General features: G+C 66.0%; 25 protein-coding genes. 15 read left to right on the top strand and 10 right to left on the bottom strand.

Annotated features, from left to right (window positions below):
* The first annotated feature begins 185 nt into the window (after nucleotides 1-185).
* Together ACTJI5_RS12395 and ACTJI5_RS12390 are read left to right on the top strand one after the other, a co-directional pair.
* Nucleotides 186-962: an AraC family transcriptional regulator gene (locus tag ACTJI5_RS12395; protein WP_197412593.1), complete on the top strand. Its 777-nt coding sequence runs from the start codon at nucleotides 186-188 to the stop codon at nucleotides 960-962.
* Nucleotides 963-964: 2 nt separating this feature from the next.
* Nucleotides 965-1,210: a hypothetical protein gene (locus ACTJI5_RS12390; protein WP_310252112.1), complete on the top strand. Its 246-nt coding sequence runs from the start codon at nucleotides 965-967 to the stop codon at nucleotides 1,208-1,210.
* Here the strand turns inward: ACTJI5_RS12390 and ACTJI5_RS12385 are convergent.
* Nucleotides 1,207-1,638 carry a hypothetical protein gene (locus ACTJI5_RS12385; RefSeq protein ID WP_440860532.1) on the bottom strand — a complete coding sequence of 144 codons (432 nt, stop codon included), beginning with the start codon at nucleotides 1,636-1,638 and terminating at the stop codon, nucleotides 1,207-1,209. The two genes, ACTJI5_RS12390 and ACTJI5_RS12385, sit on opposite strands and share 4 nt — an antisense overlap.
* Between ACTJI5_RS12385 and ACTJI5_RS12380 the strand changes: the two genes are divergently transcribed.
* Nucleotides 1,637-2,794: a serine hydrolase domain-containing protein gene (locus tag ACTJI5_RS12380; protein ID WP_440860524.1), complete on the top strand. Its 1,158-nt coding sequence runs from the start codon at nucleotides 1,637-1,639 to the stop codon at nucleotides 2,792-2,794. The genes ACTJI5_RS12385 and ACTJI5_RS12380 overlap by 2 nt on opposite strands.
* Before the next feature lie 181 nt (nucleotides 2,795-2,975).
* On the opposite strand, the gene ACTJI5_RS12375 is transcribed toward ACTJI5_RS12380, so the two are convergent.
* Nucleotides 2,976-3,797, bottom strand: coding sequence for a PhzF family phenazine biosynthesis protein (locus ACTJI5_RS12375; RefSeq protein WP_440860523.1), 822 nt, complete (start codon nucleotides 3,795-3,797; stop codon nucleotides 2,976-2,978).
* Entirely contained in the window at nucleotides 3,794-4,372 is a 579-nt protein-coding gene (pdxH, locus tag ACTJI5_RS12370) for a pyridoxamine 5'-phosphate oxidase (protein ID WP_440860522.1), read from the bottom strand. Before pdxH ends, ACTJI5_RS12375 begins: the two co-directional genes overlap by 4 nt.
* A gap of 133 nt (nucleotides 4,373-4,505) precedes the next feature.
* Between pdxH and ACTJI5_RS12365 the strand changes: the two genes are divergently transcribed.
* The 8 genes from ACTJI5_RS12365 (at nucleotide 4,506) to ACTJI5_RS12330 (ending at nucleotide 13,572) form a co-directional block, all read left to right on the top strand.
* The gene (locus ACTJI5_RS12365; RefSeq protein WP_058536608.1) at nucleotides 4,506-5,441 is read left to right on the top strand and encodes a DnaJ C-terminal domain-containing protein; all 936 of its coding nucleotides are present in this window, start codon (nucleotides 4,506-4,508) and stop codon (nucleotides 5,439-5,441) included.
* Between the two features lie 3 nt (nucleotides 5,442-5,444).
* Entirely contained in the window at nucleotides 5,445-6,530 is a 1,086-nt protein-coding gene (locus ACTJI5_RS12360; protein WP_440860521.1) for a YihY/virulence factor BrkB family protein, read from the top strand.
* A complete protein-coding gene (locus ACTJI5_RS12355) occupies nucleotides 6,527-7,354 on the top strand; it encodes an SDR family oxidoreductase (protein WP_440860520.1) in 828 nt (275 codons plus the stop codon). The genes ACTJI5_RS12360 and ACTJI5_RS12355 overlap by 4 nt, the downstream gene beginning before the upstream one ends.
* Complete coding sequence (locus ACTJI5_RS12350) at nucleotides 7,347-7,877, top strand: GNAT family N-acetyltransferase (protein ID WP_440860519.1); 531 nt, start codon at nucleotides 7,347-7,349, stop codon at nucleotides 7,875-7,877. Before ACTJI5_RS12355 ends, ACTJI5_RS12350 begins: the two co-directional genes overlap by 8 nt.
* 4 nt (nucleotides 7,878-7,881) lie before the next feature.
* A complete protein-coding gene (gene aroC, locus ACTJI5_RS12345) occupies nucleotides 7,882-8,958 on the top strand; it encodes a chorismate synthase (RefSeq protein ID WP_440860518.1) in 1,077 nt (358 codons plus the stop codon).
* A 7-nt stretch (nucleotides 8,959-8,965) separates the two neighbouring features.
* A complete protein-coding gene (locus tag ACTJI5_RS12340; protein ID WP_440860517.1) occupies nucleotides 8,966-10,744 on the top strand; it encodes an SLC13 family permease in 1,779 nt (592 codons plus the stop codon).
* A 95-nt stretch (nucleotides 10,745-10,839) separates the two neighbouring features.
* On the top strand, nucleotides 10,840-12,192 hold the full coding sequence (locus ACTJI5_RS12335) for a dicarboxylate/amino acid:cation symporter (RefSeq protein ID WP_310252131.1): 1,353 nt from the start codon (nucleotides 10,840-10,842) through the stop codon (nucleotides 12,190-12,192).
* A gap of 48 nt (nucleotides 12,193-12,240) precedes the next feature.
* Entirely contained in the window at nucleotides 12,241-13,572 is a 1,332-nt protein-coding gene (locus ACTJI5_RS12330) for a dicarboxylate/amino acid:cation symporter (protein WP_440860516.1), read from the top strand.
* Between the two features lie 4 nt (nucleotides 13,573-13,576).
* Here the strand turns inward: ACTJI5_RS12330 and ACTJI5_RS12325 are convergent, their stop codons facing one another.
* Nucleotides 13,577-14,542 carry a hypothetical protein gene (locus tag ACTJI5_RS12325; RefSeq protein ID WP_440860515.1) on the bottom strand — a complete coding sequence of 322 codons (966 nt, stop codon included), beginning with the start codon at nucleotides 14,540-14,542 and terminating at the stop codon, nucleotides 13,577-13,579.
* Between the two features lie 173 nt (nucleotides 14,543-14,715).
* On the opposite strand from ACTJI5_RS12325, the gene ACTJI5_RS12320 reads away from it, so the two are divergent.
* Together ACTJI5_RS12320 and ACTJI5_RS12315 are read left to right on the top strand one after the other, a co-directional pair.
* Entirely contained in the window at nucleotides 14,716-16,119 is a 1,404-nt protein-coding gene (locus ACTJI5_RS12320; RefSeq protein WP_440860514.1) for a cytochrome P450, read from the top strand.
* Between the two features lie 76 nt (nucleotides 16,120-16,195).
* Nucleotides 16,196-16,636 (top strand): hypothetical protein, encoded by a 441-nt coding sequence (locus ACTJI5_RS12315; protein WP_440860513.1) that lies wholly within the window; start codon nucleotides 16,196-16,198, stop codon nucleotides 16,634-16,636.
* Between the two features lie 230 nt (nucleotides 16,637-16,866).
* Here ACTJI5_RS12315 and ACTJI5_RS12310 read toward each other — a convergent pair whose 3' ends face one another.
* Both ACTJI5_RS12310 and ACTJI5_RS12305 read right to left on the bottom strand, forming a co-directional pair.
* On the bottom strand, nucleotides 16,867-17,367 hold the full coding sequence (locus ACTJI5_RS12310) for a PIN domain-containing protein (protein ID WP_440860512.1): 501 nt from the start codon (nucleotides 17,365-17,367) through the stop codon (nucleotides 16,867-16,869).
* Complete coding sequence (locus ACTJI5_RS12305) at nucleotides 17,367-17,606, bottom strand: type II toxin-antitoxin system prevent-host-death family antitoxin (protein ID WP_058536599.1); 240 nt, start codon at nucleotides 17,604-17,606, stop codon at nucleotides 17,367-17,369. The genes ACTJI5_RS12310 and ACTJI5_RS12305 overlap by 1 nt, the downstream gene beginning before the upstream one ends.
* A 249-nt stretch (nucleotides 17,607-17,855) precedes the next feature.
* On the opposite strand from ACTJI5_RS12305, the gene ACTJI5_RS12300 reads away from it, so the two are divergent.
* Complete coding sequence (locus tag ACTJI5_RS12300; RefSeq protein ID WP_440860531.1) at nucleotides 17,856-19,244, top strand: cation:proton antiporter; 1,389 nt, start codon at nucleotides 17,856-17,858, stop codon at nucleotides 19,242-19,244.
* A gap of 2 nt (nucleotides 19,245-19,246) precedes the next feature.
* Here ACTJI5_RS12300 and ACTJI5_RS12295 read toward each other — a convergent pair whose 3' ends face one another.
* A complete protein-coding gene (locus ACTJI5_RS12295) occupies nucleotides 19,247-20,791 on the bottom strand; it encodes a tryptophan halogenase family protein (RefSeq protein ID WP_440860511.1) in 1,545 nt (514 codons plus the stop codon).
* Between the two features lie 67 nt (nucleotides 20,792-20,858).
* Between ACTJI5_RS12295 and ACTJI5_RS12290 the strand changes: the two genes are divergently transcribed.
* Nucleotides 20,859-21,575, top strand: a complete 717-nt coding sequence (locus ACTJI5_RS12290; protein WP_440860510.1) for an extensin-like domain-containing protein — start codon at nucleotides 20,859-20,861, stop codon at nucleotides 21,573-21,575.
* On the opposite strand, the gene ACTJI5_RS12285 is transcribed toward ACTJI5_RS12290, so the two are convergent.
* Genes ACTJI5_RS12285 through ACTJI5_RS12275 form a run of 3 tightly spaced genes read right to left on the bottom strand, consistent with a single transcriptional unit; the run spans nucleotide 21,572 to nucleotide 22,731 of the window.
* On the bottom strand, nucleotides 21,572-22,117 hold the full coding sequence (locus tag ACTJI5_RS12285; RefSeq protein ID WP_440860509.1) for a methyltransferase family protein: 546 nt from the start codon (nucleotides 22,115-22,117) through the stop codon (nucleotides 21,572-21,574). The two genes, ACTJI5_RS12290 and ACTJI5_RS12285, sit on opposite strands and share 4 nt — an antisense overlap.
* Complete coding sequence (locus tag ACTJI5_RS12280) at nucleotides 22,117-22,314, bottom strand: hypothetical protein (protein ID WP_440860508.1); 198 nt, start codon at nucleotides 22,312-22,314, stop codon at nucleotides 22,117-22,119. Before ACTJI5_RS12280 ends, ACTJI5_RS12285 begins: the two co-directional genes overlap by 1 nt.
* A 57-nt stretch (nucleotides 22,315-22,371) precedes the next feature.
* Nucleotides 22,372-22,731 (bottom strand): HesB/IscA family protein, encoded by a 360-nt coding sequence (locus ACTJI5_RS12275; RefSeq protein ID WP_440860530.1) that lies wholly within the window; start codon nucleotides 22,729-22,731, stop codon nucleotides 22,372-22,374.
* Nucleotides 22,732-22,733 lie beyond the last annotated feature (2 nt).

Raw genomic sequence — 22,733 nt, 5'->3', positions numbered from 1 at the left:
CGCCGCCCGCCGTCGGGGGGGTCTGTTCATGCGTGTCTGAGGCACGCGTATTAGCCTGGCCCACGCCTCATTTGTCTCGGCTGCGACTAAGGCCGAGGACTTGGGGTAGGGCGATTTAACCATATTGTTGCGCAATATGGCAGGCTTTCACATTTTCCCATTCTTGCCATACTCATGCGATGGAAGTGGGTAGACTCAGGGTCGCCTCGATCGTTGACCGGATCGATGGCCCGTCGAACTGGACGATCGAGCGCGATGTCCATGTGCTGATTCTGTACGAGGCGGGAAGCTATCATTGGCTCGAAACATGGCTGGACGATCAGCGGACGTCGCTTGGCGATCCGTTGCCCGGCGAAATGTGGTTGATACCCGCCGGTCAGACATACCGCGGCACGGCAAAGGGCGGCGCGGTCCGCACGATCGAGGTCGAGATTCCGGTAACGCTTCTGACCGTAGCCCCCGATACGCGTGCGCTCGCGGCGCATCACGACCTTGCGCTGGCCGCGCTTGTCCGGGCCTTGCTCGCGAACGATGCCGCCGCCGCCGATCCGCTCGTCACGATCCTCGCCAAGACGCTTCAGGGCATGGCCGGGCGTCCCGAATCGCCCGCCATCGCCCAGCGCATCAACGATCTGATGGCTTTCATCCAGACCCAGCTCGAAGTGTCGCTGACGGTCGAGGATATGGCGGCCGAGGCGGGCATGTCGGTCAACAGCCTGATCGTCCATTTCGCCCGCGCGACTGGCCGCACCCCGGCACAATATGTGCTGCACCAGCGGCTGCGCCACGCCTGCTGGTTCCTGATGAACCGTCCGCTGTCGATCGCCGAGATCGCCTTTGCGACCGGCTTTTCGAGCCATGCGCATCTTTGTGCGATCTTCCGCCGCAAGATCGGCATGTCGCCGGGCGATTGGCGTCGGCGGCATCGGTCGGATATTCTGCCAGATGAAGGGGAGGAATAGGGATGTCGCATACGACCATCATGCTGCTGGCCGGGCTCGTCCTGCTGATCCTGCTGCGCCTTACGATCAGGGATGCGGCGTGGGCGACGCGGCTGTTCCTCATCCTGTGGTTGCTTGTCGCCATCGGCAATCTGCTCGTAGGCGTGCTCTATGCCGGCTACGGCTGGGCGGAGGAGGCGGGGATCGCGCTGATCGTCTTCGGCGTACCCGCGGCGCTGGCGCTATTCGCGCGCCGCTTCTGGCGTTAGTTATCGGGCCGCAGCAGGCAGCCGCTCGCCCCCGCGTAGCGCGCGCTGCGCGAGGCGAGCAGCGGCACGCTGCCGGTCACCGTCCTGGTCGCGGGATCTTCGCTGAGCGACACCATTTCCATCCCCGGCTCGAAATCGCTCTGGCAGCTTTCAAGGCTGCGACCCTGCACATAGCGGCATGAACAGCCGACGCGCGCGGCATAGGCCGAACCCAGCTCGGCCTGCGCCTTGAACGACGGGAATTTCCAGATCGCGAAGATCGCAAGCAGCACGGCAAGCCCGATCGCCCAGGGCAGGCAGCCGCCCGAGCGGCTCGGCTTTTTCGCAGGGTGCTGGGGATTCGCGGGCGGCGGCCCAGAGGCTGGTACAGGGGCCGGCGTCTCGCCCGTTGTCGGCCCGGTCGGATTAATGTTATTCACTTGATCCATGATCACGAAAAAACGGCTGCTGGCAAGTGCCGCCCTCGCGATGCTCGGCGTCTGGTCGCTGACGCAGGCGGCGGGGCAGGGCAATATGGCGCCCGCATCGCCGGCGCCGAAATTCGGTGCATCGCTCGATGGCGTCGCGGCGGTCGACACGCCGCAGGCGCTGCCTGCATTGCCCGCCGCGATCCGCGCGCGCGCCGATGCGCTGTTTGCCGATGCCGAAGATGTCGGGCAGACGCGCGCGCTGCTCGTGCTGCGCGACGGTGAGCCGATCTACGAACGCTATGCCGCGGGCTTCGGCCCCGAATCGAAACTGATCAGCTGGTCGATGGCGAAAAGCATCACCGCGGTGCTCACCGGTTTCCTCGTCGCCGACGGGCAATTGTCGCTCGACGGGCCGGCACCCGTGGAGGCGTGGCAGCGCAGCGGCGATCCGCGCGGCGCGATTACGCTCAGAAACCTGCTCCACATGTCGTCGGGGCTCGAGCATGTCGAAAATGGCGATCCGGTGTGGCAGGGCGATACCGTCGCGATGCTGTTCGGCAATGGCGCGGGCGACATGGCGGGCTTTGCCGAGGCCAAGCCCGCGGCGGCGCAGCCCGATGAGGTCTTCAACTACAGTTCGGCGACCAGCGTCATCCTGTCGGATATCCTCGCCGACACGCTGACCCCGTCGCAAAATCCCGATGCGCGCCGCGATGCGATGCGCGACTTCATCGGCGGGAGGCTCGTCGAACCGCTCGGGATGACCAGCCTCACCCCCGAATATGATGCGAAGGGCACGATGATCGGCGGCTCGATCATGCACGCGACCGCGCGCGATTATGCGAAGTTCGGCGAATTCCTGCGCAACCATGGCGTCGTGAACGGCCAGCGATTGCTCCCCGAAACCTGGATGCGCTTCATGCTGACCCCGTCGGCGAACGACGCGGGCTATGGCGGGCATATCTGGCTCAACCGCCGGCGCCCCGCTGGCGTCACCCCGGCGCTATGGCCCGATCGCGGCCCGAACGATTTGTTCGCCTGCATCGGGCATCAGGGGCAATATATCATCGTTTCGCCGTCGCAGCGGCTGACGATCGTGCGGCTCGGCGTCACCAACGACGATCAGTTTCCCGAACTGCGCCGTCATCTCGCCGATTTGACCGCGGCGCTTTGAGGCGCAGGTTCGACGCCCGCTTTGGGGTTGGGTGATGCCATTCGCTACTTTCGTCATCCCCGCGAAAGCGGGGACCCAGAGCGTCCGTCGGCTGGCCCCGCTCTGGGTTCCCGCTTTCGCGGGAATGACGAAGAAAAGAAGTGGTGCGGCAGCCTTGGTCGAAAGCCAGCTAGCTTCAGCCTTATAAGAGGAAGTCGCCGACCAGCGTCGTGACGCAGGTGCCCGTCAGCTCGACCATGTCGCCGTCGAGGCGGCAGCCGACATGGCCGCCGCGCGCGCTCGCCTGATACGCCGCGAAGCGATCGCGCCCCAGCCGCACCGTCCAATAGGGGGTGAGCACGCTGTGCGCCGACCCGGTCACCGGATCCTCGTCGATCCCGGCGCCGGGCGCGAAAGCGCGACTGACGACGTCGGCGCCCGACGGGTCGCCGGCGCCCGGCGCAGTCGCGATATAGAGGATGTCGCCGCCTTCTTTCAGCGCGCGCAGGTCGGGAGAGAGCGCGCGGATGCTCGCGGCGTCGCGATAGGCGATCAGCGCATAGCCGCCATCGTGCCACATCGTCTCGACCGGATCGCCGCCGAGCGCGCGGACGATGTCGGGCATCGCCTTCGGCGCGGGGGTGTAGGCGGGCAGCGCCATCTTGTAGCCGTCGTCTTCGCCGTTTCGCGCGACGCGCAGGATACCCGCCTTACGCGTGCGGAACGTCATGTCGCTCCGCCACTGCGCCGCGGTCAGCAGGACATGTCCGCTCGCCAGCGTTGCGTGGCCGCACAGCGCGACCTCGACGCCCGGGGTAAACCAGCGCAGCTCATAATCGGCCTCGTCGCTTTCGTCGGGCACCAGAAAGGCGGTTTCGGCGAGATTATTCTCCGCCGCGATCGCCTGCAGCGTCGCGTCGTCGAGCCATTCCTCGAGCGGCATCACCGCGGCGGGATTACCCGTAAAGGGGCGGTCGGCAAAGGCATCGACCTGGGTGATCGGCAGGCGGCGGGGTGCGCTCATGGATATAGCAATCCTTTCGTCCAGCCATCACCGGCGCGGGTGAAGACGGTGCGCTCGTGCAGCCGGTGGGCGCGATCCTGCCAGAATTCGATCGCCGAAGGATTAACGCACCAGCCCGACCAGCGCGGCGGGCGCGGCACATCCTGTCCCTCGAACCGCGCCTGCATGTCCTCGAAGCGCGCCTCGAACGTCTCGCGGCTGTCGAGCGGCCGCGACTGGTCGCTCGCCCATGCGCCAAGCTGGCTGTCGCGGCTGCGCGTCGCGAAATAGGCGTCGGCGACGCTGTCATCGACGGGCGTCACCGCGCCCTCGATGCGAATCTGCCGGCGCAGCGATTTCCAGTGAAAGAGCAGCGCGACATGCGGGTTCGCCGCCAGCTCGCCGCCCTTGCGGCTGTCGAGATTGGTATAAAAGACAAAGCCGTCCGGCCCATGCCCCTTCAGCAGCACCATGCGCAGCGACGGGTGCCCGTCGGGCGTCGTCGTCGCGAGCGCCATCGCGTTGGCGTCATTGAGTTCGCTGGCGCGCGCTTCGGTGAACCAGCTGTCGAACAGGGCAAAGGGATCGTCGCTCATCCGCGCGGTCATAATGCGCCGGGCGTGCAGGGTCGAGCGCGATCATGAGGGAACTTGACCTGCAGCGGCACATTACCACATCGACGCGCAATCGGGCTTCACGCCCAGTCACTTATCGGGCTACAGGAGCAAAATGGCCGATCCCTATTCCACCCTGGGCGTTGCGAAGAGTGCAAGCGAAGCGGAAATCAAGTCCGCGTACCGCAAGCTCGCCAAGGAATTGCACCCCGACAAGAATAAAGACAACCCGAAGGCGTCGGAGAAATTCTCCGACGTGACCAAGGCGTATGACATCCTGTCGGACAAGACGAAGCGCGCGCAGTTCGACCGCGGCGAGATCGACGGCGAGGGCAATCCCGCGATGCCCTTCGGCTATGGCGGTGGCGGCGGTTTCCGCGGCGATCAACGCACGGGGCCCGGCGGTTTCAGCGGTTTCGGCAACGAGAGTTCCGATTTCGGCGATATTTTCGAAGGGCTGTTCGGCGGCCGCGGTAGCAGTTCGGGCGGCGGACCGTTCGGCGGCTTTGGCGGGCGCAGCGCGCCGCCGCAAAAGGGCGCCAATGTCGCTTATCGCCTGTCGGTCAGCTTCATCGACGCCGCGACGCAGGCGCCGCAGCGCATCGCGCTCGCCGATGGCGCGACGATCGACCTGAAATTGCCCGCCGGGGTCGAAACGGGCACCCAGATGCGGCTGGCGGGCAAGGGGCAGGCGGGGCCGGGGGGCACCGGCGACGGGATCGTGACGATCACGGTTAAGGACCATCCCTTTTACGAGCGCGAGGGCGCGAACATCCGCCTCGACCTGCCGGTGACGCTGAACGAGGCGGTCAAGGGCGCGAAGATCAAGGTTCCGACCGTCGACGGCCCGGTGATGCTCTCGATCCCCGCGGGCTCGTCGTCGGGCAAGGTGATGCGCCTCAAGGGCAAGGGTTTCAGCCAGAAAAGCGGCGGCCGCGGCGACCAGCTCGTACGGCTGATGGTCGACCTGCCCGCCGACGATGCGGCGCTGATCAAGCTGCTCACCGAATGGACCGATCCGCGCGACGTACGGGCGGAGCTTGGCGTGTGATGCGTGGCTGACGCCCGCGAGAAAAAGATTGTCGCCGCGCTCGAGCGCGAGGTGGCCGACGAGGTCGGCAAGGAATTTCTGGCCGAGGGCCATTCGCCGCATTCGCCCGAGGCGCGCGCCGAACGCGCCAAGCGCGTCAAGTTGCGCGCCCGCGCACAGGGCGTGATCGACCGCAGCCGCGAACAGCTCGGACCGGGCACCCGCGCCTGGCGCGTCGCCCGCCGCGTCGTCGTCGGCACCTATACCGATGGCTTCATCCATGCGGGCAATCTCGCCTATCTGGCGTTGATCGCGCTCTTTCCCTTCTTCATCCTGCTCGCCGCCGCGCTGTCGATCTTTGGCGGCAGCGTCGGCGGCGAACGGGCGATCGAGGCGGTCTTCTCGACGATGCCGCCGACGGTCGCCAAGGCGCTGTCGGGTCCGATTCGCGAAGTGATGACCGCACGCACCGGCATCTTCCTCTGGCTCGGCGCGCTCGTCGCGCTGTGGACCGTCGGCAGCCTGATCGAGACGGTGCGCGACATCCTCCGCCGCGCCTATGGCACGCATTTTTCGAAGGGCTTTTTTCACTATCGCCTGCTGTCGATCGGTATCATCACCGGGGCGGTCGTGCTGATGCTGCTGTCGTTCAGTATGCAGGTGCTGATCGTCGGGGTCGAACAGTTTGTGACGCGCGTGCTGCCCGAACAATATCAGTCGTTCGGGGTCGTCCTGATCTCGCGCGGCGTGTCGGGTTTCGGGCTGTTTCTAGCCATCTATATGCTCTTCTACAGCCTGACGCCCTCCAAATACCGCCGGCTGAAAAAATGTCCGAAATGGCCGGGCGCACTGTTCACGACCTTGTGGTGGATCGGCGTCACGCTCGCGCTGCCGCCGCTGCTCGCCGGCCTGCTCAGCTATGACGCAACCTACGGCAGCCTCGCGGGTGTGATGGTCGCGCTTTTCTTCTTCTACCTCGTCGGATTGGGTATGGTGATGGGCGCCGAACTCAATGCCGCATTGGTAGAGGTTGAGGATTTGGGCCACGACGCTATTGGGCGCGTCGACGATATGATTATTGAAGCCAAAAAGGCTGGAGTAGAAAAATGACGGGTCTGATGAAGGGCAAGTGCGGGCTGATTATGGGCCTCGCGAACGACAAGTCGCTTGCGTGGGGAATCGCCAAGGCGCTGCACGGCGCGGGCGCCGAACTCGCGATTTCGTACCAGGGCGACGTGATGCTGAAGCGCGTCAAGCCGCTCGCCGACGAACTCGGCTGCGATTTCCTGATCGATTGCGACGTGTCCGACATGGACAATCTCGACGCGGCGTTCGCGACGCTCTCGGCGCGCTGGCCGACGATCGACTTCGTCGTCCATGCGATCGGCTTTACCAACAAGGAGGCGCTGCGAGGGGCTTATGCCGATGTGACGCTCGACGACTTCCTGATGACGATGAACATCAGCGTCTACAGCTTCACCGCGGTCGCCAGGCGCGCGGCATCGATGATGACACCCTTCGACCCTGAAACGGGCAATGGCGGCGGTTCGCTGCTGACGCTCAGCTATTATGGCGCCGAAAAGGTGATCCCGCATTACAACGTCATGGGCGTTGCGAAGTCGGCGCTCGAAACCAGCGTCAAATATCTCGCAAACGATTACGGCCCGCAGGGCGTGCGCGTGAACGCGATCTCGGCTGGCCCGATCAAGACGCTGGCGGCATCGGGGATCGGCGATTTCCGCCTGATCCTCAAATGGAACGAGCATAACGCCCCGCTGCGCCGCAACGTCACGATCGACGATGTCGGCGGCTCGGCGCTCTACCTGCTCAGCGACCTGTCATCGGGCGTCACCGGCGAAACGCACCATGTCGACGCGGGTTACCACACCGTGGGCATGAAGCAGGAAGATGCCCCGGATATCTCGCTTGTCTGACGCAGTCGGCATCCGCGCCGCGACGGCGGCGGATGCCGATGCCATCGACAGCGTCATTCGTGCGGCTTTCGCCGGGACCGATTTCGGTCATCAGGGCGAGGCCGAACTGGTGGGGATGATCGATGCGGACGGCGACACGCTGGTGTCGCTCGTTGCCGAACGCGACGGCGCGATTGTCGGGCATGTGTTGTTCAGCCGCATGGACGTCGAAGCCGATGGTGCCGCGCTTTCGGGCGCCGGCCTCGCTCCGGTGTCGGTTGTGCCCGGCAGCCAGGGGCAGGGCATCGGCGATGCGCTGATCCGCGCCGGGCTCGACGCACTTCGCGAGCAAGGCGTCGCGATCGGCTTCGTTCTCGGCCACGAGGCCTATTACCCGCGCTTCGGCTATTCTCCCGACCTCGCGACGCGCTTCGCGTCGCCCTTTGCCGGGCCGCATTTCATGGCGATGATGCTGGACTCGGACGCCGCTTGGCCGCTAGGCGGACGCGCGGATTACGCACCCGCATTCGGCCGGATGGGATAGGGCAATGAGTTTCAACAGCTTCGGACGCGTTCTTCGCTTCACGACGTGGGGGGAGAGCCATGGCCCCGCGCTCGGCGCCGTCGTCGACGGCTGTCCGCCGCGGCTGTCGCTGTCCGAAGCCGACATCCAGCCTTTCCTCGACAAGCGCCGTCCCGGCCAGTCGCGCCACACGACGCAGCGGCAGGAACCCGACCAGGTGCGCATCCTGTCTGGCACCTTCGAGGGCAAGACGACGGGCACGCCGATCAGCCTGATGATCGAGAATGTCGACCAGCGTTCGAAGGATTATGGCGAGATCGCGCAAGCCTATCGCCCCGGCCACGCCGACTACGCCTATGACGCCAAATATGGCATCCGCGACTATCGCGGCGGCGGCCGGTCGAGCGCGCGCGAGACCGCGGCGCGCGTCGCCGCGGGCGGCGTCGCGCGGCTGGTGATCCCCGAGGTGCAGATCCACGCCTGGGTCGCCGAGATCGGCGGCGACGCGATCGACCCCGCGAATTTCGACCTCGAAGAAATCGACCGCAATCCCTTTTTCTGCCCCGATCCCGCCGCGGCGCAGCGCTGGGAAGGCCTGATGGACGCCGCGCGCAAATCGGGCAGCTCGCTCGGCGCGGTGATCGAATGCGCCGCCAGCGGCGTTCCCGCCGGCTGGGGCGCGCCGATCTATGCCAAGCTCGACAGCGACCTCGCCGCCGCGATGATGGGGATCAATGCGGTGAAGGCGGTCGAGATCGGTGCCGGCTTCCACGCGGCGCGGCTTCGCGGTGAGGAAAATGCCGACCCGATGCGCCCCGCGGCCGACGGCAGCAACCGCCCCGATTTCCTGTCGAATAATGCGGGTGGCATCGCGGGGGGGATCTCGACCGGCCAGCCGGTCGTCGTACGCGTCGCGTTCAAGCCGACCAGCTCGATCCTGACTCCCGTGCCGACGGTGAACAAGGCGGGTGAGGCGACCGATATCGTCACCAAGGGCCGCCATGATCCGTGCGTCGGCATCCGCGGTGCGCCGGTGGTCGAAGCGATGATGGCGCTCGTCCTCGCCGATCACAAGCTGCTGCACAGGGCACAAAACGGCTGATGGCCTGATGGACTCCGTCGCCGCCTTCATCGCGGAGCAAAAGGCGGTTATCGGTCTGTTCGTGCTCGCGGGCATGTTTGCGGCATTTGTCTGGGAACGCTTCTCGCCTTCGGTCGTCGCGGTCGCCGGCGCGGGCACGATGCTTGCGCTCGGCCTTCTCGACGAAAAGGGTGCTTATGGCGTTTTCTCGAACAGCGCGCCGCTCACTGTCGGGGCGATGTTCATCCTCTCGGGCGCGCTGATCCGTACCGGGGTGATCGACAAGGTCGGCAATTATGTCGTCGACCGCGCCAAGCGGCACCCGCGCCTCGCGGTGGTCGAAGTGTTCGGCGGCGGGCTGCTCGTGTCGGGCTTCATCAACAGCACGCCCTTCGTCGTCGTGATGATGCCCGTCTGTTTCCGGCTCGCCGAGGCGCTCGGGGTCTCGCCCAAGAAATTGCTGATGCCGCTGTCGGTGATCGCGGTGCTCGGCGGCTGCCTGACCCTGATCGGCACCTCGACCAACCTCGTCGTGTCGGGCATCGCCGAACAGGCGGGGCTCGAACCCTTCGGTCTGTTCGACATCACGCCTTATGGCCTCGCGGTCGCGGCGGCGGGGGTCGTGGGTCTGCTCGTGATGGCGCGCTTCCTGCCGTCGGACTATCCGCGGATCGCTGAAAAGGCCGATGGGGCGGAGCAGCTTTACCTGACCGAACTCGGCCTTCGGGACGATGATGCCGCCATCGACATGGCCCTCGACGCGGCCAATCTCGGCATCGCGCCATCGCAGATTGTCGGCGTGATCGCGGGTGGGCGCATGATCACCGGGAACGACGCGCAACACCACCGGCTCGCGGCAGGCAACCGGATCGTCGCGCGGCTCGACGGCGCGGCGCTGATGACGCTGCGCAGCGAAGGACGCTTTGCGATCGGCATCGGCGATAGTCCCGAGCGGGAATCGACCGTGGTCGAGGTAACGGTTTCGCCGAGCCACCGCTCGATCGACCGGCCGCTCGCCGAAATCCCCTTCCTTCAGCGGCAGCGCGTCCGCATCCTCGGCGTCACCCGCTTTCGCCACCTTCCGGGGCCGACGCTGTCCGAAAACCGCATCCGCGCCGCCGACCGCCTGCTGATCGACGCCGACGAGGCGAATATCGCGCAGCTGCGCGACAACCCCAATCTGATCGGGCTGGCGATGGCGTCGGTCACCGCCTTCCGCCGCCGCCGCGCGTGGATCGCGATCCTCGTGATGGCCTGCGCGGTCCTGCTCTCGGCGACCGACGTGATGTCGATCGGCATCGCCGCCTTCATCGGCGTCGCCATCGTGCTGCTCACCCGCTGCATTGACGCGTCGGAGGCGTGGGGCAGCATCGACGGCGATGTGCTGATCCTGATCTTCGCGATGCTCGCCGTCGGCGCGGCGCTCGAACAGGCGGGGTCGGTCGCGCTGATGGTCGGCGCGCTCGACCCGGTCCTGGCGGGCGCGCCGCAATGGGCGGTGATCGCGATCGTCTATTTTTCGGCACTGCTGCTGTCCGAATTGCTCAGCAACAATGCGGTCGCGGCGCTGATGGGGCCGCTGGTGATCGGCATCGCCGAGGCGACGGGCGTCGCGCCGCAGCCGCTCCTCATCGCGCTGATGCTCGGCGCATCGGCCTGTTTCGCGACCCCGGTCGGTTACCAGACGAACACGCTCGTCTATGCCGCGGGCGACTATCGTTTCATGGATTTCGTGCGCATCGGCGTCCCGCTCAACATCCTCACGGGTATTGCGGGCTGCGCCGCGCTCGCCTTCTGGACGCCTTGACCGCGCGATAGGCCCGCCAGCGATTGCCCGCGGCGCATCACCCTGTTACCTCGGCTCGCATAAAGATCCGCCCAGGGCGGAACAGGGAGTAATTTATGGGGCATCGCCTGACGTTTTATATTCTGATCGGTATGATCCTCGGGGTCATCACCGGCTATTTGGTGCGGGTTTATGTCCCCGCCGACAGCGAAGCCTTCACTTACTGGCTGCGCAGCTTCAGCACGCTTTCCACGATCTTCCTCAACCTGATCAAGCTGGTCGTCGCGCCGCTGATTCTCGGCACGCTCGTCGCGGGGATCGCGCATATGGGCGACAGCTCGGCGCTCGGCCGCATCGGCACCCGTGCGATCGCGTGGTTCATCCTCGCCAGCCTGATTTCGATCAGCCTCGGCCTGATCATGGTCAATTTCTTTGAACCCGGCGCGGGGCTCAATCTCACCGTCGGCGCGCATTCGATCGCCGAGGTGGGTGAGGTCAAGAAACTCGATCTGTTCGAGTTTATCGAGCATGTCTTCCCGAAGAATATTTTCCAGGCGATGGCGGACAACAATGTCCTCCAGATCCTCGTTTTCGCGCTGTTCGCGGGCGTCGGCCTGACCGCGATCGGCGACAAGGGCAAGCCGCTCGTCCGCGGCGCCGAGGCGCTCGCCGAACTGATGCTCCAGATTACCGGCTATGTGATGCGCCTCGCACCGATCGCGGTGTTCGGCGCGCTTGCGGGGGTCGTGGCGAAATATGGCCTCGGCATTCTCGGCACCTATGCCGAGCTGGTCACCGAATTCTATCTCTCGCTCGTCGTGCTGTGGGTCATCCTGCTCGGTGCGGGCGCGATTTTCCTCGGCCGCCGGATCTTCGCGCTGATGCGCTATATCCGCCAGCCGCTGCTGATCGCCTTCTCGACCGCCTCGTCCGAAGCGGCGATGCCCAAGCTGTTCGAACAGCTCGACCGTTTCGGCGTGCCGCGCCGCATCTCGGGGTTCGTGCTGCCCTTGGGCTACAGCTTCAACCTCGACGGCTCGATGATGTACGCGAGCTTCGCGACGCTCTTCATCGCGCAGGCTTATGGCATCGAGCTGTCGATCACGCAGCAGATCCTGATCCTGCTGACCTTGATGGTGTCGTCGAAGGGGATCGCCGCGGTGCCGCGTGCCAGCCTCGTCGTGATCACCGCGACGCTCGCAATGTTCGACCTGCCGGTCGAGGGCGTCGCGCTGATTTTCGCGATCGACCAGTTCCTCGACATGGGCCGCACCGCGACCAACGTTGTCGGCAACGCCGTCGCGACGAGTGTGATCACCAAGTGGGAAGGCATGCTCGAAGCGCCCGAACCGCCCGATCTCGATCGCCCGCACGCCCCGGCGCATACACCGCACCATGGAACCCGCGGGCTCGATCTTCGTGATGACATAGCGGAGGGTGAAAACAAGCCGGCGGCCGATAACGCGTAACGCGCGGGCTTCGGGCCGCCCAACCGGGGGCGAGCAAGGAGCGAAGCCATGGCCGAAGCAGCGGCAATCGACGAGGCGCACCGTGACGAAGCGCGGGCGCGGCGGCTGCGCTGGCGCATGCTCGTCGGTTTCCTCGCGGGCCTCCTCATCGGGCTGGCGGTCCATTATGGCGCGCCGGGCGCCGCGTGGGTGGAGACGATCACCACCTATGTGACCGGCCCGCTGGGGCAGATATTCCTGCGCCTGCTGTTCATGCTCGTCATCCCGCTGCTCGTCTCGGCGCTGATCGTCGGGGTCGCCGAAATGGGCGAGATGCGCGCGCTGAAATCGGTCGGCGTGCGAACGCTCGTCTATACGATCGCGGTGTCGACGATCTCGGTCGTGATCAGCCTCGCCGTCGTCAATTTGATCCAGCCCGGCGCGGGGGTCGATCCCGCGCTCGCGCGTTCGCTGATGGCCGAGGGGGCGGCAGGCGCGCAGGCCATCGCCGACCGCGCGGGCGAGGCGAAGACCGGGATGGACGCGGTCGTCGCGATCGTCCCCGACAATCTGTTCGCCGCGATGGGCGAGAATGACGTGCTCGCGGTGATGTTCTTCGCGCTCTTCTTCGGCATCGGGCTGATGCTCGTGCGTACCCCGCGTACCGAGGCGCTGAAGACCGCGATCGAGGGCGTATTCGAGGTCGTGATGAAGCTGATCGGGCTCGTCATCCAGCTCGCGCCGATCGCGGTCTTCTGTTTCATGTTCAACCTCGCGGCGCAGTTCGGCTGGGACCTGATCATCCGCCTGTCGGCCTATGTCGGCGTCGTGCTGCTCGCGCTCGCGCTCCAGATGTTCATCGTCTTTCCCATCCTGCTGAAGACGCTGGCGGGGAAATCGCCCGTCGCCTTCTTCCATCAGACGCAGGAGGCGTTCGTGATGGCGTTCGCGACGGCGTCGTCGAACGCGACGCTGCCGACGGCGCTGCGCGTCGCGCATGACCAGCTGCGTTTGCCCGACAAGGTCGCGCGCTTCGTGCTCACCATCGGCGCGACCGCGAACCAGAATGGCACCGCGATGTTCGAGGGCGTGACGGTGATCTTCCTCGCGCAATTTTTCGGCATCGACCTGACGCTTCAGCAGCAGATCGTCGTCATGCTCGTGTGCATATTGGGCGGCATCGGCACCGCGGGCGTTCCCGCCGGGTCGCTCCCCGTGATCGCGCTGATCCTCGCCTCGGTCGGGGTGCCGCCCGAGGGCATCGGGTTGATCCTCGGCGTCGACCGCTTCCTCGACATGTGCCGCACGACCCTGAATGTCATCGGCGACCTGGTCGCCGCGACCGTCGTGTCGGCGGGCGTGAAGGATGCGCCGGCGCCGCAGGCCGCGCCGCCGGCCTGATATCCTAGTCGGGCCGGGCGTCGTTACCGCGGTCGCTGCGCGCGCGCCCCGCCGGTGCGGGGCGCGGTTCGGGGGCGCTGCGCACCACCGGCGCCGGCTGCGGCGCGGGCGGGCGATAGGCCGGCGCAGGCCGTTCGGCGCGCGGGGGGCGGTTTGCTCCGCCGTCGCGCGGCGCGATCACATCGCGGATCTGGCGCGAACGGCCGGCACCCGGTTCGCGGTCGGGACGACCCGGGCGCCCTGCGCCCCAATCGGGACGGCCGGGGTTGCCCGTGGCGGGCGGCGTGCCCGGGTTGGCCGGATTGCGGCCGGGCCACGTGCCGCGCGGGCCGTCATGGTCGCGATCGCCACGGTTCCAGCCGCCACGGCCCGGGCGGTCGCCGCGGTCGGGGCGCCCCGGATTGCCGGTGACCGGCGGCGTTCCGGTCGCGCCATCGCCGGGGCCGCGGCCCGGACGCGTGCCGCGCGGGCCGTCATTGTCGCGGTCGGGGCGGTTCCAGCCGCCGGGGCGGCCGGGGCGGCCATCGCCCGGACGACCGTCGCCGTCGCCGCGATTCCATCCGCCGGGACGTCCCGGCTTCCAGTCGTTGCGCCCGCCATGATGCTTCCACCAGGCGCGGCGCCCGCCCCAATAGTTCAGATAGCGGTCGCGCAGCGGATAGCGGTTGCGGTAATTGTCGAACATCCACATGCCATAGCCGGGATAATAATAATCGTCGTACCAGCCGCCGCCGAAACCGATCTGGGCAAAGCCGCTGCCATAATCGGCGCCATCGTAGCAGTCGTAACCATAGCCGTCGTCATAGGCATAGCCGTCATAATCATAATAGGCGTCGCCATAGCGCGACGAGCAATCGCCGCCCGACGCATAGCTCGCCCCATAGACATCGCCGTAATAGCAACCGCCAAGCGTCGTCGTCGCGAGAACGCCGAGCGCGATGGAGAGGGGGCGCTTCAAACTCTTCGCCATAGCTTTGTCCTTTTGGGTCCAACGGTTGCGACCCGTCACCTTGACCGCTGGATTGCACGAGTCGAGTTGAATTTGCGGTGAATGCTGTCCCACCCCCGTCAAAGCGTTACTTGCATCAGTGTCAGTAGTCCGTTACGCATCGGGACAAAGCAGAATGGACGAGGATTGACCCGATGAACGCGCCCGCGAATATCCAGCCGACGAGCCAATGGTCCGAAAAGCGTTTCGGCCCCGACACGAAGCACTGGCTGCCGCGCAACCCCGGCACGACGCTCGACCATATCCCCGGCGAGGACGGGCTGCCCGTGCTCGGCACCACGCTCGACCAATTACGCGACTATCCCGGCTTCGCGGGCCGCATGGTTGCCAAATATGGCCGCATCTATCGGAGCAACAGCTTCGGCGGGCGCAGCGTCGCGCTCCACGGTCCCGAGGCGAACGAGCTCGTGATGTTCGACCGCGAGAAGATTTTCTCGTCCGAACAGGGCTGGGGACCGGTGCTCAACCTGCTGTTCCCGCGCGGGCTGATGCTGATGGATTTTGAAAAGCACCGCGCCGACCGGAAAGTGCTCTCGGTCGCGTTCAAGCCTGAACCGATGCGCCATTATGCCGATTCGCTGAACGAGGGGATCCGCGATCGCATCGGCCAGTGGAGCGGCAAGACGTTCAAATTCTATCCGGCGATCAAGGAACTGACGCTCGACCTCGCCGCAACCAGCTTCCTCGGCATCCCCTGGGGGCCCGAGGCGGACAAGGTCAACAAGGCCTTCGTCGACATGGTCCAGGCGTCGATCGGCGTCGTGCGCGTGCCCTTGCCCTTCACCGCGATGGGCCGCGGCGCCAAGGGGCGCGCCTATCTGGTCGATTATTTCGGCAAGATGGTGCCCGAGCGGCGCGACGGCACGGGCGAGGACATGTTCAGCCAGATCTGCCGCACGCGCGACGACAATGGCGATCATATGAGCGTCGAGGCGATCGTCGACCATATGAACTTCCTGATGATGGCGGCGCACGACACGATCACCAGCTCGATCACGACGCTCGTCTGGGAACTCGCGCGCAACCCCGAATGGCAGGACAAATTGCGCGAAGAAATGCTCGCCGTCGCGCCGGCGGGCGAGGGGGTCGGGCACAACAGCCTCGGCCAGCTCGAAATGACCGAATGGGCGTTCAAGGAAGCCCTCCGCCTCGTGCCCCCGGTGCCGAGTTTCCCGCGCCGCGCGCTCAAGGATTTCGAATATGGCGGCTACCGCATCCCCGCGGGCACCTCGGTCGGCGTCAGCCCGGCCTTCACGCATATGATGGAGGAGCATTGGCCCGAACCCGCCAAGTTCGACCCGATGCGCTTTTCGCCCGAGGTGTCGCGCGCGCGGCACAAATATGCGTGGGTGCCCTTCGGCGGCGGCGCGCATATGTGCCTCGGGCTGCACTTCGCCTACATGCAGGCGAAGATCTTTTTCCACCACGTCATCACGACGCACCGCATCGTCGTCGCCGACGGCTATGCCCCCGAATGGCAGGTGCTGCCGATCCCGCGGCCGAAGGACGGGCTGACGGTGAGTTTCGTTCCGCTGTAACCTGACCCGCCGCGCTCCGCTTGTTTGCGCGGCGGCGCGACCTATCTCCTGACTTTCGGGGACGGGAGGGGCAGGGATGGTTTTTGCGTTGTTTTTGGCGGGCTTGATCGCCGTGATGCTGTTTGCGCCGGGCACCGGCGCCGCGCGCTGGCTCCACCGCTTCACGGTGGAGGAGCCGATCCGCCTCGTCGAGCGGCTCGAGCGCAAGCATATCCTCTTCCTGGTCGTGGGCCTGTTCGCCATCCAGGCTTATGCCGCGGTGCTGCCGGCCGAACTCGCGGTGGCGCTCGCATGGGACATGACCGCCTATGTCGATGCAATGATCGCCACTTGGGCCCTGTCGACCTTCGCGCGCGTCCGGTCGATGAAAGCTTGGGTCGCGGTCCGCATGGCGGCGCTGCTGGCGCCGCTCGGGCGCCTCCGCGCGCGCGCGCGACGAAGCCGCCCGGTCCGGTCCGATACGCGCAAGCCCGCTGCCAACGACGACGACCCATGGCCGGTGCTGATGGCGGCCTGAGCATAAGGCGCGACCGGCGACTTTTGGGGTGGGAAACTGCCGTTGCTTCCTTTCTCTTCGTCATCCCGGACTTGATCCGGGATCCCGCTTTTTTTGGGGGGGCATCGGCTGGCTTCGACCTCAAGCGGGACCCCGGATCAAGTCCGGGGTGACGATGAAAGAGAAGGTCCGCAACCGGTCGAAAACCGCGATCCCTCTCCCAGATCGCCCGCGAAGTCTTCAACCGTTTCTCACCCCCGGATAAACAGGCTCCGGATCCACGGCGACCGCGTGCGCGTCGCTTCGCGCCAGTCGCTGTCCTCGCCCGCATCGGCGGCGATCCGGCTGGGGTCGAGCAGTTTCAGCCGCGCGCCGCGAAACGCCGCGCCGCGATAGGTGACGAAGGTCAGCCCATGTTCGAGCGCGGTCGCGGCGAGTAGCGCATCGCGGTCACTTTCGAGCGGCAGCGCGGCGCGGCGGCGCGCGATGGTCAGATCGACCGGCAGCACGCGCCCCTCGAACGCGGGCAGCACTTGCGCGTCGATCCAGTCACGCCACGCCGCGGCCGCGGCCTTCCCCTGTTTCGCCGCGAGCGCGGCGGCATTTTCCAGCTCGACGAGCGAGAGCGCCGACAGAAACATCGATTGCCGCGAGGTGCGCTGCGCCCATCCCGCCAACCCTGCGCCGTCGCCGTCGCCGTCGGCGCGCGCGTGGCGCAGGTCGAACAATATTTCGGCGTCGAGCAGGAACATCAGCCGCGCCCGTCCAGCGCCCGGCGCAGATACGCACGGTCGAGCGCGATGTCGCCGGGCGGGGCGGCGAGCAATTGCGCCATATTCTCCCGCTCGCCGCTCAACTGCCGCCAGGCGTCGATGCTGATCAGCACGTGCGTGGGCCGCCCGCGGTCGGTGACGAACACCGGTTCGACGAGCGCGAATCGCTTCGCGCGGCTGACATCCTGATTGAGTTCGCGGCTCGTGACGCGCTTCATGACCGCCTCCCGCCTGTGCAAAATCAAGGCATAATGTGATCGTTCACATGTAGGTACATTACTACACTGTTACCGCCCCGCAACAAAAATGATCGGGGGCCGGGAAATCGGCAGTCGCGGGCGCGCCCAATCGCGGACTCGCCATTGCGCTCGCGGCGCTTTCATGTCTCCTGATGCCGGAAACCGGCGAACAGCGACGTAAACCAGATCGCAGACGCCACGGGTGGGAGAGGGAAATTGGTATCCAATATGTTCGATGAACTGCTCCGCGCGATCGGCGACGTCCTCGGCGCGCACGGCCCGGCGGTCCATTCTGCGGCGAGCTATACGCCAACCGATTTCAGCATCCATTTCTTCCTTCAGATCGCGGTGATCCTGATCGTCTGCCGCGCCGTCGGCTGGGCCGCGAAGAAATTCCTCGGGCAGCCGCAGGTCGTCGGCGAAATGATCGCGGGCGTCCTCATCGGCCCCTCGCTCTTCGGCCTCTTCTTTCCCGAATTCCAGGCGGCGCTGTTCCCCAAGGAAACGCGGAGCATCCTCTACGTCTGCGCGCAGGTCGGGGTGGGCCTGTACATGTTCCTCGTCGGCACCACGCTCCGCCTCGACCATTTCCAGTCGAAGGCGAAGAGCGCGATGGGTGTGTCGGCGGCGGGCATCGTCGCGCCCTTCCTGTTCGCCGCGCTGATCACGCCGTTCCTGCTCGACGTCCCGGGTCTCTTCACCGAAGGACTGAGCCAGGGCAGCGCGACCTTGTTCATGGGTGCCTGCATCGCGCTCACCGCTTTCCCGATGCTCGCGCGCATCATCAACGAACGCGGCCTCGCGAACACCGCGCTCGGCACGCTGACGCTCACCGCGGGCGCGTTCGACGATGCGGTGTCGTGGTGCGTGCTCGCGATCGTGCTCGCGACCTTCGGCGGCGGTCCCGGCGTCGCGTTGATCGCGATTATCGGCGGACTCAGCTTCGCGCTGTTCATGTTCTTCATCGGGCGCAAATTGCTCGTCCCGCTCGGCCGCATCGTCGAGGAACGCGGCGAGATGAGCGACACGATGCTGTCGATCGTCCTGATGCTATTCGCGCTCTGCGCCTTCGTCATGGACGCCGCGGGCATCCACGCGGTGTTCGGCGGCTTCATCCTCGGCGTCTGCATGCCGCGCGGCAAGCTGACCGAAGAGATCAAGCGCAAGATCAGCCCGATCACCATCTTGCTCGTCCCCGTCTTCTTCACCTACTCGGGGCTCAACACGCGGCTCGACACGGTGAACAGCCTGACCTTGCTCGCGCTCGCGCTCGGCATATTGCTCGTCTCGATCGCGGCGAAGTTCGGCGCCTGCTGGCTCGCCGCGCGGATCGCGGGCGAGGACAACCGCACCGCGCTCGGCATCGGCGCATTGATGAATGCGCGCGGGCTGATGGAGCTCATCATCATCAACATCGGGCTGCAAAAGGGCATCATCGGGCCGACGCTTTTTTCGATGATGGTCTTGATGGCAATCATCACTACGGTGATGGCGGGGCCTTTGTTCGAATTCGTCTATGGCCGCAAGGCGCGCGAGACGGGCGAACTCGGCCAGCTCGGAACCGACGGCCCCGACGAGCCGCAGCCGACCGAACGGCTGGCCGCCAAGCCCGCCTGAGGTCAGGCGGTGACCGCACCCGCGTTGATCTGGTCGATCATCGCGCGGTGCGCGGGCAGCTCGCTCGCGGCGCGGTCGCCAAAGCTCTTGATCCGCGCAAAGATGCGCTCGGCCTCGGCGGTGTCGGGAAACTCCTCGCGCACCGGCGACAGGTCGGTGCGATATTCCATGCCATAGAGGATGTACTGGTAATTGAAGAAGGCGAAGCTTTCAAGGTCGAGGATGAAGTCGAAGCGCCCCGGCGGGCGATAGCGCCACTCCTCGAGCAATTCCTTCAAACGCCCGGGAATCGACGCCGCGTCGCCATTGTCGCGCCAGAAGGCTTCGCTGCGCTGGCTCAGGCAATAATGAAGCTTCAGGAAATTGATCGTGTTGTCGTAACGCGCCGCCATCAGCTCGTTGAAGCGCCGCGCGGGCGCGCCGACCGGGCCGTTCAGCGGGAACATCTCGGCGATCATTGCCGCCGCGGTCTCGATCATCACGAGCCCGGTCGATTCGAGCGGTTCGAGGAAGCCGCCCGACAATCCCACCGCGACGCAATTCTTCACCCATGACGCGGGGCGATAGCCCGCCTCGAACGGGATCGAGCGGACATTGACGTCATGGCTGCGCCCGCCGGTATAGGCGGCGAGGATTTCGGCGGCGCGCTCGTCGCTCATATGGTCGCTCGAATAAACGCAGCCGATGCCGCGCGCACCGGCCAGCCCGATGTCCCACGTCCACCCCGCCTCGTGCGCCGCCGCGATCGTATAGCTTTCGATCGGAACGTCGGGGCGGTCATAGGGCAGCTTGCACGCGAGCGCGCGGTCGGTGAACAGCTGGTCGCGCACGCCCTTGAACGGCGATTGCAGCGCGCCGCCGATCAATTCGGCGCGGAAACCCGAACAGTCGATATAGAGGTCGGCGGCCAGCGTCCCATGCTCGGCGGTCACGACATGGTCGATCGCGCCGCTCGTCGTATCTAGCCCGACCCCGGTCAGCGTGCCGCTGAGGTGCTCGACACCCATCGCGCGCGCTTCCGCCGACAGCACCTCCGCCAGCCGCGCGGCGTCGAAATGATAGGCATAGTTCAGCGGGCCGGTGAATTCGCCCTCGCCGGGACGCTTCGGCGCGCGCTGCGCCTCGGCGACGCGGTTCTGGATCGTCATCGCCTCGGCGAACGGCCGCCGCGTCGCCTCATCCTGAAGCAGCCAGTAGGAGACGAGGCTGTAGCCGTCGCCATGATAGGGTGCCTCGAACGGGTGCAGAAAATGGCTTGACTGGCCCTCGGCGGGCGTGCGCACCCAGTCGTCGAAGCGGATGCCCTGCTTGAACGTCGCCGAGGTCGCGCGCACGAACGCGCTTTCGTCGATGCCGATGAATTGCAGCGTATTGCGGATCGTTGGAAAGGCGCCCTCGCCGACCCCGATGCTGCCGATCTCGTCCGACGCGAGCAGGGTGATCGACAGGAGCGGATTGCGCGGCAGGTCGAAAAAGCGCGCGAGATAGGCAGCGGTGAGCCAGCCCGCGGTGCCGCCGCCGACGATCAGGATCGAGCGTTTTGCCACCGGGAACGCTATCGAGCCGCAAAGCGCTTTCAACAAGCGGTAATTTGCGGCACGCAGAACGGACACGATGAAGACTCTCCGCCCCTATCTGATCTGGTTCGCCGTCGCGGTGCTGCTGACGCTTGGCGCGATCCTTGGCATGCAGTGGGTGCGCGATCATCCCGAGCATATTCCGGGCACACCCTTCGAACTCGCGCATCCGCAGGGCTGGGCGACGAACCGCAAGCTGGTGGCGCTGGCGAGCGACGACGGTGCCTGCTTCGCCGCCTTCGACCGCGCCGGCGCCGGCTATCTCCGGCGGCCGGCGATCGGCGCCGGCGCGTGCCGCGCGAGCCAGCGCATGATCCTGACCGGCGACCGCTTCGTGCCGACGATGCGGCCCGCGAATGTCGCGCCGGGCTGCGCGGTGACGGCGGCGATGGCGCTATGGAACCGCGACGTCGTCCAGCCGCTCGCGCGAAAGCATTTCGGGCAAAAGGTGGTCGAGCTCGAAAATCTCGGCAGCTATAATTGCCGCAAGATCGCGGGCGAGCAGGCGCAGAGCCAGCATTCGACCGCCAACGCGATCGACATCTCGGCCTTCGTCCTCGCCGACGGCACGCGCATTTCGCTGATCAACGACTGGGCCCCGGGCGACAAGCGCAGCGAGTTCCTGCACGATGTTCGTAACGAAAGCTGCGGCCTGTTCAGCACCATCTTGTCGCCCGACTATAATCGCGCGCACGCCGACCATTTCCATATCGACATGGCGGCGCGCACGGCGGGCTGGACCGTCTGCCGTTAGGCGCGCCGCCGCCCGCCGGTGCCGGGCACCAGCATCGGCGTTGTTTCGCGATAGGCGATATAGTCGGCGCCGAAGGTGTCGATGAGGTTGCGTTCCTCCAGCCGGATCGCGATCAGCATATAGATCGACAGGCCGACGGCGAGCAGCAGATGCCCCGCGGTCATCGCGGGCGTCGCCCAAAAGGCGAGGAAGAAGCCCGCGTAGAGCGGATGCCGCACGAATTTGTAGAAGAGCGGCTGGCGCAGCACCGGCGGCGCCGCGGCCCGCTCGCGCAGCGCAAACCACGCCTGCTGCAGCCCGAACAGCTCGAAATGATTGATCAGGAAGGTGCTGAAGAGGACGATCAGCCAGCCGAGCCCGAACAGCGCCCACAGGATCGCGGCGCCCAGGGGATTGGTGACGGTCCAGACCGGCGCGGTCAGCTCGTACCAGAACAGCATCAGTAGGATCAGCGCGAGGCTGGCGAACAGCACATAGGTGCTGCGCTCGATCGTGGCGGGAACGATATGCGTCCACCTGGCCTTGAAGCTGGGCCGCGCCATCACGCTGTGCTGGATGCCGAACAGCGCGATAGCGCGATGTCGATCGCGACCGCCGTCGCGGGCTCCGCCGCGCGCGCGAAATCGACCGTCGGCTGGACGACGGGAAGATTGCCGACGAATGCGATAAGATACAGGAATGTCGCGAAGAATATCGCGTAGCATATGGCCGCATAGGCCAGATAGAAGGCACGAACCATGACAATGCCCCTGCTTCAACAGGGGCGTTATAGCAGATTTGGCGCGGAAATGCGCGCCTAGACGGTAAAGCTCTCGCCGCAGCCGCACGCGCCCTTGGCGTTCGGATTTTCGAAGACGAAGCCCGCGGCGAAGTCGTCCTCGACCCAGTCCATCGTGCTGCCGATCAGGTACAGCACCGACGCGCCGTCGATGTAGAAGACGCCGCTGGGGGTCTCGATCTTCTCGTCGAACTTCACCTCTTCGGTGACATAATCGACCGAGTAGGCGAGCCCCGAGCAGCCGCGGCGCGGCGTCGACAGGCGCACGCCGATCGCGCCCTCGGGCGCGGCCGCCATCAGCTTCGCGATACGCGCTTCGGCGCCGGCGGTCAGGGCGACGGCGGCGGGGCGTGCGCGGGTCTTCGTTTCAGTCACAATCC

The sequence above is a fragment of the Sphingopyxis sp. 22461 genome, assembly GCF_052044915.1.
Taxonomy (GTDB): Bacteria; Pseudomonadota; Alphaproteobacteria; order Sphingomonadales; family Sphingomonadaceae; genus Sphingopyxis.
This window is presented reverse-complemented; position numbering and strand designations above follow the sequence as displayed.

Coding starts and splice junctions, on each gene's coding strand:
- ACTJI5_RS12280 (WP_440860508.1), bottom strand. CDS start 22,314: ATGGTTCGTGCCTTCTATCTGGCCTATGCGGCCATATGCTACGCGATA.
- ACTJI5_RS12375 (WP_440860523.1), bottom strand. CDS start 3,797: ATGAGCGCACCCCGCCGCCTGCCGATCACCCAGGTCGATGCCTTTGCC.
- ACTJI5_RS12335 (WP_310252131.1), top strand. CDS start 10,840: ATGGGGCATCGCCTGACGTTTTATATTCTGATCGGTATGATCCTCGGG.
- ACTJI5_RS12310 (WP_440860512.1), bottom strand. CDS start 17,367: ATGTTCCTGCTCGACGCCGAAATATTGTTCGACCTGCGCCACGCGCGC.
- ACTJI5_RS12365 (WP_058536608.1), top strand. CDS start 4,506: ATGGCCGATCCCTATTCCACCCTGGGCGTTGCGAAGAGTGCAAGCGAA.
- aroC (WP_440860518.1), top strand. CDS start 7,882: ATGAGTTTCAACAGCTTCGGACGCGTTCTTCGCTTCACGACGTGGGGG.
- ACTJI5_RS12290 (WP_440860510.1), top strand. CDS start 20,859: ATGAAGACTCTCCGCCCCTATCTGATCTGGTTCGCCGTCGCGGTGCTG.
- ACTJI5_RS12355 (WP_440860520.1), top strand. CDS start 6,527: ATGACGGGTCTGATGAAGGGCAAGTGCGGGCTGATTATGGGCCTCGCG.
- ACTJI5_RS12340 (WP_440860517.1), top strand. CDS start 8,966: ATGGACTCCGTCGCCGCCTTCATCGCGGAGCAAAAGGCGGTTATCGGT.
- ACTJI5_RS12385 (WP_440860532.1), bottom strand. CDS start 1,638: ATGGATCAAGTGAATAACATTAATCCGACCGGGCCGACAACGGGCGAG.
- ACTJI5_RS12315 (WP_440860513.1), top strand. CDS start 16,196: ATGGTTTTTGCGTTGTTTTTGGCGGGCTTGATCGCCGTGATGCTGTTT.
- ACTJI5_RS12300 (WP_440860531.1), top strand. CDS start 17,856: ATGTTCGATGAACTGCTCCGCGCGATCGGCGACGTCCTCGGCGCGCAC.
- ACTJI5_RS12390 (WP_310252112.1), top strand. CDS start 965: ATGTCGCATACGACCATCATGCTGCTGGCCGGGCTCGTCCTGCTGATC.
- ACTJI5_RS12305 (WP_058536599.1), bottom strand. CDS start 17,606: ATGAAGCGCGTCACGAGCCGCGAACTCAATCAGGATGTCAGCCGCGCG.
- ACTJI5_RS12325 (WP_440860515.1), bottom strand. CDS start 14,542: ATGGCGAAGAGTTTGAAGCGCCCCCTCTCCATCGCGCTCGGCGTTCTC.
- ACTJI5_RS12285 (WP_440860509.1), bottom strand. CDS start 22,117: ATGGCGCGGCCCAGCTTCAAGGCCAGGTGGACGCATATCGTTCCCGCC.
- ACTJI5_RS12380 (WP_440860524.1), top strand. CDS start 1,637: ATGATCACGAAAAAACGGCTGCTGGCAAGTGCCGCCCTCGCGATGCTC.
- ACTJI5_RS12330 (WP_440860516.1), top strand. CDS start 12,241: ATGGCCGAAGCAGCGGCAATCGACGAGGCGCACCGTGACGAAGCGCGG.
- ACTJI5_RS12320 (WP_440860514.1), top strand. CDS start 14,716: ATGAACGCGCCCGCGAATATCCAGCCGACGAGCCAATGGTCCGAAAAG.
- pdxH (WP_440860522.1), bottom strand. CDS start 4,372: ATGAGCGACGATCCCTTTGCCCTGTTCGACAGCTGGTTCACCGAAGCG.